This window comes from Bilifractor sp. LCP19S3_H10, from assembly GCF_052119185.1.
Taxonomy (GTDB): Bacteria; Bacillota; Clostridia; order Lachnospirales; family Lachnospiraceae; genus Bilifractor.
The window spans coordinates 14,784-34,063 of sequence record NZ_JBQKFT010000021.1; the positions used below are offsets into that span (position 1 = coordinate 14,784).

9 protein-coding genes are annotated in these 19,280 nt (G+C 53.6%); 8 read left to right on the forward strand and 1 reads right to left on the reverse strand.

Annotated elements, in window-relative coordinates; all coding sequences use genetic code 11:
• The first annotated feature begins 312 nt into the window (after nt 1-312).
• From ACTQZS_RS13070 to ACTQZS_RS13105, 8 genes are all read left to right on the forward strand, one after another.
• The gene (locus tag ACTQZS_RS13070; RefSeq protein ID WP_441476197.1) at nt 313-1,677 is read left to right on the forward strand and encodes a putrescine aminotransferase; all 1,365 of its coding nucleotides are present in this window, start codon (nt 313-315) and stop codon (nt 1,675-1,677) included.
• 272 nt (nt 1,678-1,949) lie between these two features.
• Complete coding sequence (locus tag ACTQZS_RS13075; RefSeq protein ID WP_441476198.1) at nt 1,950-3,434, forward strand: aldehyde dehydrogenase family protein; 1,485 nt, start codon at nt 1,950-1,952, stop codon at nt 3,432-3,434.
• Nucleotides 3,435-4,043: 609 nt separating this feature from the next.
• Nucleotides 4,044-6,089, forward strand: a complete 2,046-nt coding sequence (locus ACTQZS_RS13080; protein ID WP_441476212.1) for a glutamine synthetase III family protein — start codon at nt 4,044-4,046, stop codon at nt 6,087-6,089.
• A 362-nt stretch (nt 6,090-6,451) separates the two neighbouring features.
• Complete coding sequence (gene gltB / locus ACTQZS_RS13085; RefSeq protein ID WP_441476199.1) at nt 6,452-11,005, forward strand: glutamate synthase large subunit; 4,554 nt, start codon at nt 6,452-6,454, stop codon at nt 11,003-11,005.
• Nucleotides 11,005-12,531, forward strand: coding sequence for a glutamate synthase subunit beta (locus tag ACTQZS_RS13090; protein WP_441100502.1), 1,527 nt, complete (start codon nt 11,005-11,007; stop codon nt 12,529-12,531). Before gltB ends, ACTQZS_RS13090 begins: the two co-directional genes overlap by 1 nt.
• A gap of 341 nt (nt 12,532-12,872) precedes the next feature.
• The gene (asnB, locus tag ACTQZS_RS13095) at nt 12,873-14,459 is read left to right on the forward strand and encodes an asparagine synthase B (protein ID WP_441476200.1); all 1,587 of its coding nucleotides are present in this window, start codon (nt 12,873-12,875) and stop codon (nt 14,457-14,459) included.
• 274 nt (nt 14,460-14,733) lie between these two features.
• Entirely contained in the window at nt 14,734-15,855 is a 1,122-nt protein-coding gene (locus ACTQZS_RS13100) for an alkaline phosphatase family protein (RefSeq protein WP_441476201.1), read from the forward strand.
• 251 nt (nt 15,856-16,106) lie between these two features.
• Complete coding sequence (locus ACTQZS_RS13105; protein ID WP_441476202.1) at nt 16,107-17,609, forward strand: PucR family transcriptional regulator; 1,503 nt, start codon at nt 16,107-16,109, stop codon at nt 17,607-17,609.
• Between the two features lie 21 nt (nt 17,610-17,630).
• On the opposite strand, the gene ACTQZS_RS13110 is transcribed toward ACTQZS_RS13105, so the two are convergent.
• A complete protein-coding gene (locus tag ACTQZS_RS13110; RefSeq protein ID WP_441476203.1) occupies nt 17,631-19,076 on the reverse strand; it encodes a C39 family peptidase in 1,446 nt (481 codons plus the stop codon).
• Between the last annotated feature and the right edge of the window lie 204 nt (nt 19,077-19,280).

Below are 19,280 nucleotides of genomic sequence, written 5' to 3' on the forward strand. Positions count from 1 at the left end.
AAAATCGCAGAATCCGGGAATGGCAACGGGTTTTGGACTTTGCTAGAATATAACCAGCAGTTAAATATAACAGCACCGATACAAAGGCGTATCTGTCACTTGTCATGACGGATGCGCTTTTTTTATCAGTATCTGCAGGAAACCGAAGCAGCTGCTGCCTGAATGTACAGCTGCCCGGATCCGCAGGGAAAGTATCTGCGGAAACAGAACCTGCTGTTTCAGAATCTGCGGTTACAGGACCTGCAGTTATAGGACTGTCAGTTTACAGAGTTTTCAACAGTTATCAACAGTTATAGACAGGAGGAAAAAACTATGGCAGACACAGCAAAGACAATCAAGGATCTGGATCGTATTATAGGTCTTATCGAGACGGACAGCAAGGACATTCCGAAAGACGAGAAGAAGAGAATGGTTGCAGAGACGCTGGATTACTTCAACAACTATGTCAGCCCGGGCTGGCTGAAATACAGAAAGTCCGTATCCTCCGATTCGGAAGGCGGAGCGGTTCTGGAGTGGGAGGATGGCGGCGCGTACGTATACGGACTGAACGGTGAGAAATTCATCGACTGTCTGGGCGGCTTCGGAATCTACACCTGCGGACACAGAAATCCGGAAATCCTGGACGTTGTGAAGAAGCAGCTCGATCATCAGGCGCTTCATTCACAGGAGCTGCTGGATCCACTGAGAGGATATCTGGCAAAGGCACTCGCGGACATCACACCAGGTGATCTGCAGCAGTGCTTCTTCACAAACGGCGGAGCCGAGGCCGTTGAGATGGCTCTGAAACTGGCACGTATCGCTACCGGCGGCAGATGGTACATCTCTATGGTAGGCGCATTCCACGGCAAATCCATGGGCGCGATCTCCGTAGGAGGAAAGGATACCTACCGTGTACCGTACACACCGATGGTACAGCAGGTACAGCATGTTGAGTACGGAAACGCAGAGGATGTAAGAAAGGCCATCAAGAACCTTCAGGCAGTCGGTGAGAGCGTTGCGGCAGTTATCGCGGAGCCGATTCAGGGTGAGGCAGGCGTCATCGTTCCTCCGAAGGGATATCTGCAGCAGCTTCGTGACATCTGTGACGAGACCGGCGTTGCGCTGATCTTCGATGAGATCCAGACCGGCATGGGCCGTACCGGCACGATGTGGAGATGTGAGGCAGAGGGAGTTACTCCGGATATCATGACCTTCGGTAAAGCCTTCGGCGGCGGCATCATGCCGATCACCGGAATCATTTTCAAGCCGAAGATGTGGGGACAGCAGCTGATCGACAACCCGTGGCTGCTTGGCTCTCCGACCTTCGGAGGAAACCCGGTATGCTGCGCGGCGGCACTTGCGACGATCCGCTATATGCTGAAAAACGATATCCCGGGCGTATGCAGAGAGAAAGGAAAGATTCTGAAGGCAGGACTTCAGTCCATGGCTGAGAAGTACCCGGATATCATTCAGGAGGTCCGCGGAGAAGGATTGATGCTCGCCGTAGAGTTCGTGAACTGCGAGGTCGGCTACGCGACCGCTAAGGGCCTGTTCGCCCGGAGAGTCATGACAGCGGGAACACTGGTGAACGCGAAGACTATTCGTTTCGAGCCGACAGCAGTTATCTCCGAGCAGGATATCAAGGATGTTATCACGAGACTGGATGAGTCGCTCGCGGACGTAAGAGCGGCAAAGTAAGTTCAGGATCATAATTATCGTCTGAGCTTATGAAATAAGGTAAGTTCAGACGATAATAATATTACGCGAACAGTGAGCCGCAGCCGAATGCGAAGTATTCGTGTGCAGCGAGCGTCGCGATAGCGAGATAAAACTCGCGCAGCGCGTTTTATCTCGTTGTCTGCTTGAGCAGCAGGGTAAGCGCCATGTAAGAATAGCACCACATGCGGCATAAGCTCCGGATGGATCCGTGCTGTGTACTCTCGCAAAACCTATATACAAGGAGGAAACGGATGGAAATCGTAAAGAATTATATCAATGGTGTCTGGAAGGAATCCGTATCCGGGAAGACAGAGGAAGTGATCGGACCCGCAGACGGCAGTGTGATCGGCGTTGTGACGGACAGCTTGCCGCAGGATGCGGAGGAAGCCATCGCCGCCGCTAAGAAATCCTTCTATACAGACCGCACCTGGAGGGATATGCCGGGTGTGGCAAGAGCGGGAATCCTGTATCGGATTGCGGAGCTGATCGATGAGAATGCCCATGATCTGGCCGTGACAGATACCCTGGACAATGGAAAACCGCTCCGCGAGGCGGAGGGTGACGTCTCAGACGCCGCCGAATGCTTCCGTTATTATGCCGGCCTGATCGATAAGCCGGAAGGCGGCGCTTATGCGACCAATAACGGGTTCGGTGAAATGCTGAATATGACCGTGAAGGAGCCGGTGGGTGTCTGTGCGCAGATTACGCCATGGAACTACCCGCTGCTGATGTCCTGCTGGAAGCTGGCGCCCTGTCTGGCAGCCGGAAACTCCCTGGTATTCAAGCCGAGTTCCAAGGCACCCCTGTCCACTGCAAAGCTGTTTCATCTCTTTGAAGAGGCGGGGCTTCCCGCCGGAACGGCAAATCTTGTGCTGGGCAGCGGATCAAATGTTGGAAATGTGTTCGCGGAGAGCGAGGATGTCGATATGATCACCTTTACCGGAAGCACAAAGGTCGGTCAGGGAATCGCGCGGGCGGCAGCCGGCAACCTGAAAAAGGTAGGTCTGGAGCTTGGCGGAAAATCTCCGGTGGTCATCTTCGATGACTGTGACCTTGAAGCCGCGGTGGAATGGGTCATGATCGGAATCTTTTTCAACGGCGGCCAGGTGTGCTCGGCCACTTCCAGACTGATCATTCAGGATGGAATCCATGATGCCTTCATCAAACGTCTGGCTGAGAAGGCATCCAAGGTCACTATCGGCCCCGGAATGGAGAATCCGGATCTTGGACCTGTGGTTTCCGAGGACCAGATGAACAAGATCCTGTCCTACATCAGGACCGGAATTGAGGAGGGTGCCGAGCTCGTATGCGGAGGAAAACGATATACAGAGAACGGATGCGACAAGGGATACTACATCGAACCGACCGTTTTTGATCACTGCAGTCCGGATATGCGCATTGTAAAGGAAGAAATTTTCGGACCGGTTCTGAGCGTGCTTACATTCCACACAGAGGAGGAAGCTGTGGCGCTTGCGAACGATACGGAATACGGACTTGCCGGAGCAGTGATCACCCGGGACGGCGCGAGAGCACTTCGCGTCACCAGAGAACTCCGTGCAGGAATCACGTGGATTAACTGCGATCAGCCTACCTTCTGCCAGGCACCATGGGGCGGCTACAAGAAGAGCGGCATAGGACGTGAGCTGAGCGTACAGGGACTGGATGAATATCAGGAGACGAAGCAGATCAATATTAATCTGCATCCGGAGAATCCGGTCGGGTGGTACGTACACTGAGCAAGCTCCCCGCGTGCCAGGAACATTGCGACTGGACTTATGTATAAGCTGCGGATTGCTCCGTGCTTCGCACTCTCGCAATCCTAACAGGCATTCGCACTTTCGTGCCGCTTGCGCGTCACTTCGTGCTCATACCTGTTGTCGTCGCTAATGTTCCTGCCCGCCGGTGAGCAGGCTCCCCGCGTGCCAGGAACATTGCGACTGGACTTATACACAAAAATGAGTATTTTATTTTGGGGCGTGTTCTTATAGAATAGGGAACTGATGACAGGCAAAGATGCTTAATCATAAGAGCATCTCTGCCTGTCTTTTTTTACGCGAACAGTGAGCCGCAGCCGAATGCGAAGTATTCGTGTGCGGCGAGCGTCGCGATAGCGAGATAAAACTCGCGCAGCGTGTTTTATCTCGCTACGTGAAAGCAGCAGTCTCCGGGAATGCCGGGCCGTGTGCGGGCCGGCCGGGAGGCGGGGAAGAACTGCAGAAGAGTTGTATTCACTGTTGTGAGATGCATTCCCGGAATAGGAGGTAGAAAAATTGGAAGAAAAAAGACTTGATTTTGTGAAATCCGTTCCTGAAATCTTCGGCAGCCTGGTATTCAACGATCAGGTTATGAAGGAACGTCTGCCGAAGGACGTGTATAAGGCGGTTCATAAGACAATTAAAAACGGCAGCCATCTGGAGCTCGACGTGGCGAATACGGTTGCGGCGGTGATGAAGGAGTGGGCGATCGAGCATGGCGCGACGCATTTCACACACTGGTTCCAGCCGATGACCGGACTTACGGCTGAGAAGCACGACAGCTTCATCTCTCCGACCGGAGACGGCAAGGTAATCATGGAGTTTTCCGGAAAAGAGCTGGTAAAGGGCGAGCCGGATGCTTCCAGCTTCCCGTCAGGCGGCCTCAGGGCGACCTTTGAGGCGCGCGGCTATACCGCGTGGGATCCTTCTTCACCGGCATTCATTAAGGACGGATCTCTCTATATTCCGACGGCCTTCTGTTCCTTTGGCGGAGAAGCTCTGGACAAGAAAACCCCGCTTCTGCGTTCCATGGAAGCACTGTCCAAGGAGGCGGTCAAGGTTCTTCATCTTCTCGGAAATGAGAAGGTTACACATGTTGACACCACCGTTGGTTCCGAGCAGGAGTATTTCCTGATCGACAAGGATATGTACCTTCAGAGAAAGGATCTCCTGATGTGCGGACGCACCCTGATCGGAGCTCCGGCACCGAAGGGGCAGGAGATGGAGGATCACTATTTCGGCGTTCTGAAACCGAAGGTATCCGAATACATGCATGATCTTGAACAGGAGCTCTGGAAGCTCGGCGTTCCGGCGAAGACAAAGCACAACGAGGTTGCGCCCTCTCAGCATGAGCTGGCACCTGTATTTGAAACTGCCAACGTCGCGGTGGATCACAACCAGCTGACGATGGAGGTCATGAAGAAGGTGGCGGACAAGCATCATTATGCATGCCTGCTTCACGAGAAACCTTTCGAGGGAATTAACGGATCCGGCAAGCACAACAACTGGTCCATTGTCACCGATACGGGCGAGAACCTTCTGGATCCAGGCAGAACACCGGCGGAGAATACCCAGTTCCTGGTATTTCTGATGGCTGTTATCGAGGCGGTCGATGATTATCAGGATCTGATGCGTGTATCCGTGGCAACCGCAGGAAACGATCACAGACTGGGAGCGAACGAGGCGCCGCCGGCAGTGATCTCTATCTTTGTGGGAGACGAACTCGCCGCCGTGCTGAAATCCATCGATGACGGAACTGCCTTTGTGGGAACCGGAAAGACGAAGATGGGAATGGGCGTTCATGTACTGCCGCACATCACCAAGGATACGACCGACAGAAACCGTACATCACCGTTCGCATTTACCGGAAACAAATTCGAATTCCGTATGCCGGGTTCCTCTCTGTCTGTAGCTGACCCCAACATTATCCTGAACACAGCTGTTGCAGAGTCTCTTTCCCGCATCTATGATGTGCTCAAGGATGTGGCGGCAGAGGATCTTGACGCGGAGATTCACAAGCTTCTGAAGAAGATTCTGGATGAGCACAAGAGAATCCTGTTCAACGGCAACGGCTATACGGATGAATGGATTGCCGAGGCGGAGAAGAGAGGCCTCGCGAATCTGAAATCTCTTCCGGACGCGATGCCGAAGCTGCTTGACAGTAAGAACGTGGAGCTCTTCACAAAGCATAAAATCTTCACAAAGGAAGAGATAGAGTCCAGATATGAGATCTTCCTGGAGAACTATTCCAAGACCGTGCACATCGAGGCCCTTACCATGGAGGAGATGGTACGGAAAGATTTCACCAGCGGACTTCTCGGGTATATGAAGGATCTGACGGAGGAAAGCACGCAGAAGAAGGCACTGCTCGGAGATGAGGGCGGCGCATATGAGACCGGAATCCTGAAAAAGCTAGACAGCCTTTCCGGAGAAATCGGAAGCGCTCTGGCGAAGCTGACAGAGGATACAGCAAAAGCAGAGAAGCGCGATGGTCTTGAGGGCGCTCGTTATTATCATGACGTGATCCTCACGGATATGGAGAACCTTCGCAGCTATGTAGACTCGGCGGAGATCTATGTTCCGGAGAAATATCTGCCGTATCCGACCTACGGAGAACTTCTTTTCTCACTTCGATAAGAAAATCTGGAATGGGACGGAAATCCACAGAATCCGGACGCCAGAAGAATGGAATGCATCGTGAATATCAGGAACTGTCGCGGGTAAAAACGCGGCAGTTCCTAAAACTGTATTTAAAATCAGATTTGCAGGGTAATTGATTTTAACCATAATTGAAAGCGGAGCCCGCCCGGAATAAAGTACATGACAAGTACAGGAAACGGCCCGGATGATTATTTACAAGCAGATATTCTGCAAAATATGAGAACAAATGGCGCAAAAACTGCTTGCATATCCATGATAATCACTATATAAAAAAATCAGAAGCTCATAAATCCTGCGGGATCATTACCTGCAGACTGCACAGATGAGGAAGAATAAGTATGGATGAGTATACACAGCATATCAGAAAGTATCGACAGCTTCAGAAGGATCATGATGCCTGCGGTATCGGTGCGGTTGTAAACATTGATGGACACCAGGACAACCGGGTTCTGGACGATGCGCTTGCCATCGTTGAGAAGCTGGAACATCGTGCCGGAAAGGATGCGACCGGGACAGTCGGAGACGGTGTCGGCATACTGACACAGATCAGTCATGACTTTTTCCGCAAGGCCGCGGCGCAGGAGGGCATTGCGGTGAAAGACGCCGGAGATTACGGCGTCGGCATGTTCTTTTTTCCACAGGACACCATGAAACGCACCTTTGCGATGCGGATGATGAAGGTCATTGTGGAGAAGGAGGGACTGAAGCTGCTCGGCTGGAGAACGGTTCCGACAAATCCCGGCATCCTCGGAAAGGCTGCGCTGGACTGCATGCCGTATATTATGCAGTGCTTCATCGAGCGGCCGGAGGAGCTCTCCAGAGGAATTGAATTTGACCGGAAGCTGTACGTTGTGAGACGTGAGTTCGAACAGAGCTCCGATGATACCTATATCTGCTCCCTGTCATCGAGAACCATCGTATACAAGGGAATGTTCCTGGTCAAACAGCTGAGACGGTTCTACGGCGATCTCCAGGACAAGGATTACCGGACGGCGATTGCAATTGTGCACTCCCGGTTCTCCACAAACACGACTCCGTCCTGGAACCGCGCGCATCCGTACCGCATGATTGCGCACAACGGAGAGATCAATACGATCCGCGGCAACATGGACCGTATGCTCGCCCGTGAGGAGACCATGACCAGCCCGATCATGGAGAAAGACATCGACAAGATTTATCCGGTGATCAGCGCGTCGGGTTCCGATTCGGCGATGCTGGACAACACGCTGGAATTCCTCTACATGAACGGCATGGATCTTCCGCTTGCCATGATGGTGACCATTCCGGAGCCGTGGAACCACAATCGCTTCATGGATGAGGACAAGAAGGATTTCTACCATTATTATGCGACCATGATGGAGCCGTGGGACGGCCCGGCGGCAATTCTGTTTTCCGACGGAGATGTGCTCGGTGCGACCCTTGACCGTAACGGACTGCGTCCTTCCCGGTATTACATCACCGATGACAACCGGCTGATCCTCTCCTCGGAGGTGGGAGTCCTGGACATCCCGCCGGAACACGTGGTGAAGAAATCCCGCCTGACGCCCGGAAGAATTCTTCTGGTCGACACGAAGAAGAAGAAAATCATCTCCGACGACGACTGCAAGAAATACTATGCTCACCGGCAGCCGTATGGTGAGTGGCTGGACCGCAACCTGCTGAGACTCAAGGACGTTCCGATTCCGAACAAGAAGATCCCGGTACACAGCCAGGAGATGAGAGACCGCCTCTACAAGGTATTCGGCTATACCTATGAGGACGTCAAGGATTCGATCCTTCCGATGGCGGAAAACGGCGTCGAGCCGACCGCTTCGATGGGACACGATGTTCCGCTTGCGGTACTGTCCAGACAGCATCAGCTTCTGTTCAACTACTTCAAGCAGCAGTTTGCGCAGGTTACCAACCCGCCGATTGACTCTCTCCGCGAGGAAATCGTCACGGATACTACCGTATATATCGGATCGGACGGCGATCTTCTGAATGAGAAGAGCGGCAACTGCACGATGCTGGAGGTCAGCCATCCGATTCTGACCGGCGTCGACCTGATGAAGATCAAGTCGCTGGATCGTCCGGGCTTCCACGCACAGGTGGTTTCCCTTCTGTATTACAAGAACACCTCCCTTGCGAGAGCGCTGGAGCAGCTGAACATTACGGTAGACCGTGCCTATGCAAATGGGAAAAATATCATCATTCTCAGCGACCGCGGCGTGGATGAAAACCATGTCCCGATTCCGTCGCTTCTTGCGGTATCTTCTGTCGAGCAGCATCTGGTCCGCACGAAGAAGAGAACGGCCGTTTCGCTGATCCTGGAGAGTGCGGAGCCGAGAGACGTTCATCAGATCGCGGCGCTGCTGGGATTCGGTGCCCGTGCCATCAATCCGTATCTGGCTCATGAGTGCATCGCGGAGCTGATCGATATCGGCATGCTGGACAAGGACTATCACACCGCGATTGCCGATTACAACAAGGCCCTTCTCGGCGGAGTCGTAAAGACAGCCGCGAAGATGGGTATCTCTACGATTCAGTCCTATCAGTCCGCGCGTATTTTCGAGGCGATTGGTCTGGACAAGGAGACTATCGACAAATACTTCACCGGAACAGTGAGCCGCGTGGGCGGCATTGGCGTCAAGGAGATCGAAGAGGGCATTACCTTCCGTCACAATCATGCCTTTGATCCTCTTGGCCTGTCCGTGGACACCTCTCTGGATTCCGTAGGCTTCCATTATCTCAGAAGCGGCAAGGACAAGGAGGATCACCTGTATAATCCGGAGACCATCGTCACCCTGCAGCAGGCGGTAAAAACCGGCGACTACGACAAGTTCCGTGAATATACCGATATGGTGGATGATTCCAAGAGACCGCATACCCTGCGCGGACTTCTGGAATTCGTGCCAAAGCAGGATCCGGTTCCGCTGGAAGAGGTAGAGCCGGTGGAAAGCATTGTGAAGCGCTTCAAGACCGGTGCCATGTCCTTCGGATCGATTTCGAAGGAAGCGCACGAGACCATGGCCATCGCGATGAACCGGCTGGGCGGCAAGTCGAACACCGGCGAGGGCGGTGAGGATCCGGCCAGATATGGAACCGAGAAAAATTCGGCGATCAAGCAGGTGGCTTCCGGACGCTTCGGTGTCACCAACGCGTACCTGAACAGCGCCGCTGAAATCCAGATCAAGATGGCACAGGGCGCAAAGCCGGGCGAGGGCGGTCATCTTCCGGGCAAGAAGGTCTATCCGTGGGTTGCCGCAACCAGATTTTCAACCCCGGGCGTAGCTCTGATCTCTCCACCGCCGCACCATGATATTTACTCCATTGAGGATCTGGCACAGCTGATCTATGATCTGAAGAACGCCAACAGGGACGCGCGGATCTCCGTCAAGCTGGTATCCGAGTGCGGCGTCGGAACGATTGCTTCCGGTGTAGCCAAGGCGGGTGCCCAGGTCATCCTGATTTCCGGATACGACGGAGGAACCGGCGCTGCGCCGATCTCCTCGATCCATAACGCCGGCCTGCCGTGGGAGCTCGGCGTCTCCGAGGCGCATCAGTCCCTGCTTCAGAACGGCCTGAGAGACCGTGTCATCATCGAGACTGACGGAAAGCTGATGAGCGGCCGCGATGTCGCGATCGCCGCCCTGCTCGGCGCAGAGGAATACGGCTTTGCGACAGCACCGCTGATCTGCATGGGCTGCATGATGATGAGAGTCTGCTCCAAGGATACCTGTCCGGCTGGCGTGGCGACGCAGAACGAGGAGCTCAGAAAGCGCTTCGCAGGCAAGCCGGAATATGTCATGAACTTCATGATTTTTATCGCAAGGCAGCTTCGTGAGATTATGGCAAGGCTCGGATTCCGCACCGTGGATGAGATGATCGGCCGGACCGACTGCCTGGAGAAGCGGACCAATCTGATCACAGACCGCGCGGCAGAGGTCAATATGGACCTGATCCTGGATCCGTCCTACGCACACGCGGAAAAATCGCACTTCGACCAGAAGGACGTATACAACTTCCATCTGGAGAAGACGCTGGACGAGGCGGTTCTTCTCCCGAAGTTCAGAGACGCCCTTTCAGGAAGAGCCGGAAGCAGACCGGACAGACAGGAGATTACGCTCAAGGTTTCCAGTACGGACCGTGCATTTGGAACCATCCTCGGATCCGAGATCACCAGGAAATTCGGCAGTGATCTGGACGATGACACCTTCGTTGTACACGCGGTAGGGGGCGGCGGACAGTCCTTCGGCGCTTTTGCTCCTAAGGGCCTCTCCCTCTATCTGGAAGGCGATGCGAACGACGGCTTTGGAAAGGGCCTTTCCGGCGGAAAGCTTGTCGTCGTGCCTTCTCCGAAGGCTCCCTTCCGTGCGGATGAGAACATCATCATCGGAAATGTCGCCTGCTACGGCGCGACCTCCGGAAAGGTCTATGTGGCCGGTATTGCGGGTGAGAGATTCTGTGTCCGCAACTCCGGCGTGACGGCAGTCGCGGAGGGATGCGGCGATCACGGCCTGGAGTACATGACCGGCGGAAGAGCCGTTATCCTCGGGACGACGGGCAAGAACTTTGCGGCAGGCATGTCAGGCGGAATCGCGTATGTACTGGATTCCGACCACACCCTATACCGCAGGATGAACAAGGATATGGTTACCCTTCAGGAGCTTACGGACAAATACGACATCCAGGAGCTGAAGAACATTCTGGAGGATTATGAGAAGGAGACCGGATCGAAGCGGGCGGCCGAGATTCTGTCTGACTTTGAAAAATGGATTCCCGACTTCAAGAAGGTCGTGCCGAACGACTATCAGAGAATGCTGACGGCGATCGGAAAGTACGAGGAGCAGGGAGTAAAGCATGAGAATGCCGTACTTGAGGCGTTCGAAGAAGTAACAAGGAGGGTGTCCTGATGGGTAAAGCGACAGGTTTTCTTGAATACAGCAGAAAAGACAATGCCGATGTTCCGGTAAAAGAACGGGTGCAGAATTTCAGGGAGTTTCATGTGCCCCTCGGAAAAGAGGACCGGATGGAGCAGGGCGCGCGCTGCATGAACTGCGGCGTTCCCTTCTGCCAGTCCGCAATGAAGCTGAACGGGATGGTGACCGGATGCCCGCTTCACAACCTGATCCCCGAGTGGAACGACCAGGTCTACCGCGGCCATTTCCGGCACGCGTTCAGCAGACTGATCAAGACCAGCAATTTCCCGGAGTTCACCGGAAGAGTCTGCCCCGCGCTCTGCGAGAAGGCATGTATCAACGGCGAGTACGGGGACCCGGTGACGATTCATGACAATGAGCGGTTCATTATTGAGACCGCCTTCGAGAAAGGGTACATACAGCCCCGGATTCCGCAGGTCAGAAGCGGAAAAAAGGTAGCTGTCGTGGGAGCGGGGCCTTCCGGACTCGCCGCGGCGGACGAGCTGAATCACAGAGGACATTCGGTGACCGTTTTTGAGCGTGAGGACCGGATCGGGGGACTCCTGATGTACGGTATTCCGAACATGAAGCTCGACAAAAGCGTCATCTGCCGCCGCCAGAAGCTGATGGAGGCAGAGGGTGTGGTCTTCCGCACCGGTGTGAATATCGGAGAGGAGTCTGTGAAGGAGCTCGAGAAGGAATACGACGCCATCATTCTGGCGTGCGGCGCAAAGCAGCCAAGAGCCCTTGCGGGAGCGGATCCGGACAAGATTCACGGGATTTACTATGCGGTTGATTTCCTGAAGGCGACGACAAAGAGCCTTCTCGATCACGGCATGACGGACGGTGTCTGGAAGACCGAAGCAAGCCGCGATGCCGAGACCCTTCTGAAGCAGAAGGATTTCATCAGCGCGAAGGGCAAAAACGTCGTCGTTGTCGGCGGCGGCGATACCGGAAATGACTGTATCGGAACATCGATCCGGCACGGCTGCAAATCCATCACAGCGCTTGAAATGATGCCGGAGCCGCCGGTGGAGAGAAGCGCTTCCAATCCGTGGCCGCAGTGGCCCCGTGTGAAGAAGACCGACTACGGCCATGAGGAGGCGATCGGGCTGTTCGGTCATGATCCGAGAGTCTACGAGACCACAGTCAAGGAATATCACACTGACAAAAAGGGCAACCTCAAGGAAATCGTCACCGTCAGGGTCAAATTTGAAAACCGCAAGATGGTCATGATTGAGGGAACGGAGAAGACTCTTCCCTGTGATCTGCTTCTGATCGCTGCCGGTTTCACCGGGTGCGAGAACTATGTGGCGAAGGCCTTCGGACTGAAGCTTACGGCGAGGAACACCGTTGAAACGGAGCCGGACCATTACAAGACCAATGTGGAGAAGGTCTTCACGGCAGGCGACATGCACCGCGGACAGTCCCTGGTGGTCTGGGCGGTCACCGAAGGCAGAAAATGCGCCTGCAGCGTCGACGAGTATCTGATGGGCTACACCAACATGAGAGAAGCGTGAGGATAAAATCGTCACACCCCGGAAGAGGCGCGCCACGCGTTGTACATAGTCGGAAGTCTGTACTGACTGCGGCGGCTGTGATATGCGCGGATTCCGGAACAGCCGGATCACACATACTTCAAAATAAGTATTTTCAAAGGACTCTTATTCTTATAGAATAGGAAACTGATGACAGGCAAAGATGCTTTCAGCAGAGTATCTTTGCCTGTTTTTTTTACGCGAACAGTGAGCCGCAGCCGAATGCGAAGTATTCGTGTGCGGCAACAGGTATGAGCACGGAGCAGACCACATCTTATACGTAGGTGGCGCTGTTTACATTATGAAAGAAAGAGGATGAGATTATGTGCAGTATACTAGCTTATTGCAGTGAAGGCGGATCGGAAGAAGCACTTGCCAGAGCCCTGAGAAAAACCACCTCCCGCGGACCCGATGCTTCCAGACTGATCAACACAGAAAAGGGATTTCTCGGATTCAATCGTCTGGCCATCATGGGTCTTACACCGGAAGGAATGCAGCCTTTTGAACTGAACGGCAATTACTGCGTATGCAACGGAGAAATATACGGATTTCGTCCTCTGAAGGAAGAACTGATCCGGAAGGGGTATACTTTCCGGTCAGACAGCGACTGTGAGATTCTTCTCCCCCTCTATAAGGAATACGGCGTCTCCATGTTCCGCAAACTGGATGCCGAGTTCGCGCTGGTGATCTATGACGCGGACACGGACGAGTACATCGCCGCGAGGGATCCGATCGGCATCCGTCCGCTTTACTACGGGTATGACAGCAGACACGTGATCCTGTTCGCCTCTGAGCCGAAGAACCTGATCGGTCTGTGCGACAAGATTTATCCGTTCCCTCCGGGCACCTACTATAAAGACGGCGATTTCCACACCTATCATGATCCGTCATATGTCGGCGGGGATTACAGCCACGACGACGCGGAGACCATCAGTGCGAACATCCATGACAAGCTGGTCGAAGGAGTCCGGAAACGGCTGGATTCCGACACACCGGTCGGCTTCCTTCTCTCCGGAGGCCTGGATTCGTCGCTCGTCTGCGGCATCGCCGCAAAGATGCTGGACAAGCCTCTCGAGACTTTTGCCATCGGAATGGATATTGACGCAATCGATCTGAAGTACGCCAGAGAGGTCGCGGAATATATTCACAGCAACCATCACGAGGTCATCATCACGAGAGACGACGTCATCAATGCCCTGGATCCTGTCATCGCAGCGCTCGGGACCTACGATATCACCACGGTCCGCGCTTCCGTCGGCATGTATCTGCTGTGCAAGTGGATTCATGAGAACACGGACATCCGCGTCATCCTGACCGGTGAGATATCTGATGAGCTCTTTGGATATAAATACACGGATTTCGCGCCGAACGCGGAAGCGTTCCAGAAAGAAGCCGAGAAGCGGATCCGTGAGATCAATGTCTACGACGTGCTCCGCGCAGACCGCTGCATCTCCGTGAACTCGCTGGAAGCGCGAGTTCCGTTCGGTGACCTGGATTTCGTGGATTACGTGATGCACATTGATCCGGAGAAGAAGCTGAACACCTATGGAATCGGAAAGTATCTCCTGCGTCACGCCTTCGAGAAGGACGCGTGCATCCCGCACAGCATTCTGATGCGTGAGAAGGCCGCATTCTCCGACGCAGTGGGACATTCTCTTCGAAACGATATCATTGAATACGCGGACAGCTGCTACACAGATGAGGAATTCCATGAAAAAATCCAGAAGTACACCTATGTGCAGCCGTTTACGAAAGAATCGCTTCTCTACCGCGAGATCTTTGAGAAGTACTACCCGGATCAGGATCAGCTGATTCCGGCGTACTGGATGCCGAACAAGGAGTGGGAGGGCTGCGACGTCAACGACCCGTCCGCCCGCGTGCTTTCCAACTACGGCGCTTCCGGTGTCTGAGGACAGCAATATCTGAAGCTGGAAGGCAATGATGACGGAAGTTGTGAAAAACTGAAAAAAAGTAAGCTAATCCCCCGGCCTGGCCGGGGGATTTATTATATTTCTCTAAAGATGATTAGCATAGAGAGTTTCGTGTTAAAATATTAGGAAAAGTTACTGTCTGCGTCATATCTGCGGGACAGAGAGCTCACAGCCGGTAATGTTCTGACAGAGGTTCTGTGAAATCATGATCTTGCCGTCTGCAGGTGATCAGTAACTGGTTGAGAGGAGCATTATGAGCAGCGAGATCAGATATCCGGATTATGACAGGAGCCTTCTGGCATTGACAGCTTCCGTTCTGAAATATTACGGGGTCTGTGATTATGGACATACCACACTGCCGGAGATGGATTCGCTTCTGGGACAGGGCGCGGACCGCGTGATTGTGATTGTTCTGTCCGGAATGGGAACCGCAAATCTGAAGCGGCATCTGTCGGAGACGGATTTTCTTCGGGCAAATAAAGTGTGTGATCTGTCGGCGGTTTTTCCTTCGTCGACAGCCGCGGCATGCGCCACGCTGCAGAGCGGGGAATCGCCGCTGGAGCATTCGTGGCTTGGAAGAGACCTTTATTTTTCCGAGGTGGATCGAAACATCTCACTTTTTTGCAATCGGGTGCAGGGGACGCGGAAGAGGGCAGCGAACTATAATGTTCCGCTGAAGTATATTCCGTATCGACGATTATCAGACAGGATTCGCGAGGCGGATTCCCTGGTGGAGACACATTTTCTCTCACACCGCGAGGGTGAAAGAGTCTGGAGCTTCCGTCAGGCGATGCAGCGGATCCGGAAAATCGCTTCAGGTTCCGGGAAGAAATATATCTGCCTGTTTTGGGATGAACCGGATCTGGAGATGCATACTTTCGGCGCGGCATCCGGAAAGGCACACAACCGGATGCGGTTTTTGAACCGCGAGATCGAAAAGCTCTCCGGAGATCTGTCAGATTCGCTGGTGGTGGTCACCTCGGATCACGGAATGATTGATACGCACTGGATTTATCTGGAGGATTACCCGCATCTTGCCGGACTTCTGGAGAGAGCCCCTTCCGTAGAACCGCGCGCAGCTGCCCTGTATATCAGACAGGGGAGGAAGCTTGAATTCGAGGAGGTTTTCCGCGATCTGTTCGGAAGTGATTTTATTCTCCTGAGCCGGGAAGAGGTTCTGGACAGAGGGCTGCTTGGATCCGGGCACCCCGGAGAGAAGACGTACAGTATTATCGGGGACTATCTGGCGGTTGCCGCCGGAAACGTGAGCCTCGGATGGAAGCACAGGAAGCGGGAGAAAAAGAAGATCGGAAGTTATGCGGGGCTGACCGCAGAGGAGATGACGGTTCCCTTCATTGCCTGCACAAAAAAATAAAAATTTCAGGTACGGTAGCGTGTCCGGAAGGGCACGCTATTGGTCGTTATTGCACAAAATGACAGAAGGGAGTAATATTTTATATATTAAAATACAGAAAATCTAAGTAACTGTATAAGCTATGGATTGCTCCGTGCTCCGCACTCTTGCAATTCTGCAGGTGACCGGCTTTGTCGGTCTGTTTTTTCGAAGAACTTATACAGCAGCCAACATACCGCGCAAGCGGGTGAGGCTTAAATGGAGCAGAAAAAATGAAATTAAGTATGTGGATGATCGCCAACCGTCTGGCGCCGCTTATGGATATCCGGACGGAGATTCATAAGGATGCCAGGCCGATTCTGAGCAGCGCGCGGCTGGCTTATGCAACGAACTGTGTGCATGTCTATGCGGAAAAGGATTATGTCGTCTATGAGGGCGAAGATGGAGACCGTATCCAGATCTATAATCTGAGTGTTCTGGAGGCGTTTGAGATCCTTCAGGGCGTATTTGACTATTATCAGGACTGGGAGGCCAGGGTAGAGGAGGATGTCCGCAAAGGGAACTACAGGGACATCATCGAGCAGACGGAGTTCATCTTCCGGAATCCGATTCTGATACAGGACGGGAATACCAAGGTTCTGGCCATGAGCCATGTGGACAAGTTAGAATCCATGGATTCCGAGTGGCAGTACATCGCCCGCTACGGCTATTCATCTCTGAACAGTATCTATCAGATTGAATATGAGAATCTGGAACCGGAGAACCGTGAGAGCTGTTCGGTTTTTCACTGGAAGCAGAAGGTGGAGAATTCGTTTCACGGCATTTCCAAGGCACTGTATATCGGCAATACAGAGTGCGGAAGGATTTCCGTCGTCGAGCGCGGCCACGCGGTGAATGCGGGAGATGTGCAGCTTCTGGACAGGCTTGGGCAGATTCTTCAGCCGTATATCGGCATCGCGATGCAGAATCAGGTGAGACCTGAGAATCCGCTGTATGATTATCTTTTTGAACATTCAGAGGATAAGGAGAAAGTTCTGCGGCAGCTCGCCCATTTTGGCTGGAGCGAGGATGAGAACTTTGAGATCGCGCTGCTGGATCCGGAGGGGATGGACAACGGGATGAATCCCACAAAGGCCAGAAACGTCATCGAGCATGCGATCATGCACAATTTTTCGGGATGTTTTGTGATGCAGAAATCGCCGTATGTGATAATTCTGACAAACCGGAATCTCTATCGGGATCGTGTCTTCCAGACTTTTCTCGTGTCGTTTACCGAGCAGAATTCCGTGTACAGCAGCTTCAGTCTGCAGGTGCGCGGCATAGAGAACATTCCGTGTCTGTACAGGCAGGCAGTGTACGCGCTGGAGGCAGGAAGAAAGGACAGCAGACTGATGGAGGAGGATGAGCTTCTCCGGCACATCTTCCGGTTCGGAAGCTATGCCAGCCGGTTCATCATCGAGGCGCCGGATATGCAGGACAAGATCTGTGCCTGCCATCCTGCGGTGGTCCGGCTGTGGGAGCAGAAGGTGCGAAAGGGAAAAACCGAGCCATACGACACGCTGAAGACATTTCTGGAAAGTGAACGTTCCATTCAGCGAACCGCTACCGAGATGTACGCCCACCGGAATACCATCACCTACCGGCTTGGGAAGATTCAGAGCATCCTGAAGGAGGATCTGGATGATCCGGAACTCCGGATGTATCTGCTGCTCAGCATGATGATTCTGGAGATGCAGCAGAGCCGGGAAGAAGCCGGGGAGAACAGGGAAAAATGAACGGAAAAAAAGGATGAGGAATCAGGAACCGGACTCCCCGCCGGCTGCGTTTCCTGTGGCTGCGGAGGCATCCTGAGATGGCGCTGAATAATCTGCGCCGCCTGTGCTTTCTGTGGCGCCTGTCCCTGCTGAAGCTCCGCCACCGGTCTCAGCAGAGGCACCGCCACCGGTCTCCGTCGCGGCACCGCTGCCTGCTCCTGTCGTGGCACCGCCGTCAGTTCCGGCACTGCCTGCAGTTCCGGCCGTGACACCGCCGCCTGTTCCGCCGGAAACCCCGTCTCCGGTTCCTGTATTCGTTCCGGAATTACCGCCGGACGGAGAGGCTGCCTGTCCTGAATCACCGCTGCCGGAGGATTGCTGATTTCCGGAGTCGGAAGCATTCTGTGGATTCGCGGCAGATCCGCCGGCAGCTCGTCCGGAAGCGGCAGAACCATCATATGCGGACGTATCCCCGGATACAGCGGGAGATGTCTCATACCAGGTTCCTCCGGGCTGACTGCCATAGGACTGATACTGGTTGTAGTAGTAGTCCGAGGTATTCTGGCGGCTGCTGATAATGTCGTCGATATTGTCGGGCGCGTCGGAGCCGGAAGTACCCTTGCTGTCGGAGTCCGTTTTTGAAGTGTCCAGATCGGTTTTCTTCACACCGCTTTTGTTCATCAGGACAACGGAGTACATACCGGTTCCGTTGAAATAGGATTCATACGCGTCGGCGTCCCGGACTACAATACCGGAGAGGGGATCGCTGATCACGACGGTTCCGGCATCCTGGTCATAGCCGGCCAGAACCATGCAGTGCTCGTTCTGATACCAGGTATAGGTGTATCCGTCGTACTCATAGGACTGCGATGTGATCAGAGGATCCGACATATACATCGTGCCCCAGATAACGACGGGATATCCTGCCGCAACGACCTTGCACAGATCGGACAGAGAGGTGCCCGAGGTGTTGATGGCCGCGATGTCAAGATTTTTTTCCTTGATGTACTTCTCGGCGGCGTTCACAACTCCTCCCGCAAAAACTCCGGCGCCGCTTTCTGTGTGGGGATCACCTGCGTACTGGTAAGCAAGGTTGTTGCCGTATTCCATATAATTATCGGCAATGTCTGTTTTCTGAAGGTCACATCCAAGGGAATTCAGCGCGATTGTAAGAGCAACGGATTCGCAGCCGGTGGGAAGCTCGGGATTCTGCAGAATCTCGGGAACATCGAGGACCACCTTGCTGTCGGAGAGATCTGAGGACAGGATAGAAGCAAGAATTGTATCCGCGGAGTCGACGGACCAGTCTGCGTCGGAGACCAGATCCGCATCCGCTGCAGTATCATCAGAATTCGCGTCAACTGCCGCGGGAGATAACTGTGTCTGGGCACTGACCTCGGTGGAAGAGGAGGAGCCGCATCCGGCAAGCATCGCCGTGGCAAGAGCGGGTACAAGAAATAAAGATAAGATTCTGTAATTGTTTTTCATAATTTTCGCCTTTTCCCTTCCTCAGCTGTGCTGTATGGCAGGATTTATGCATGACCTTCGTCAGCTGCGCTGTATCGAAGGATTTTCTTCCGCGAAGGGCCATTCTTTTCATTAGTGTCAGTATTCATCGACGAAAAGAATTTTAGCACAAACGAGGCGTGAGAAAAAGCGAAAATGTTGTGAATAATGTCAGAGATTCCAGAT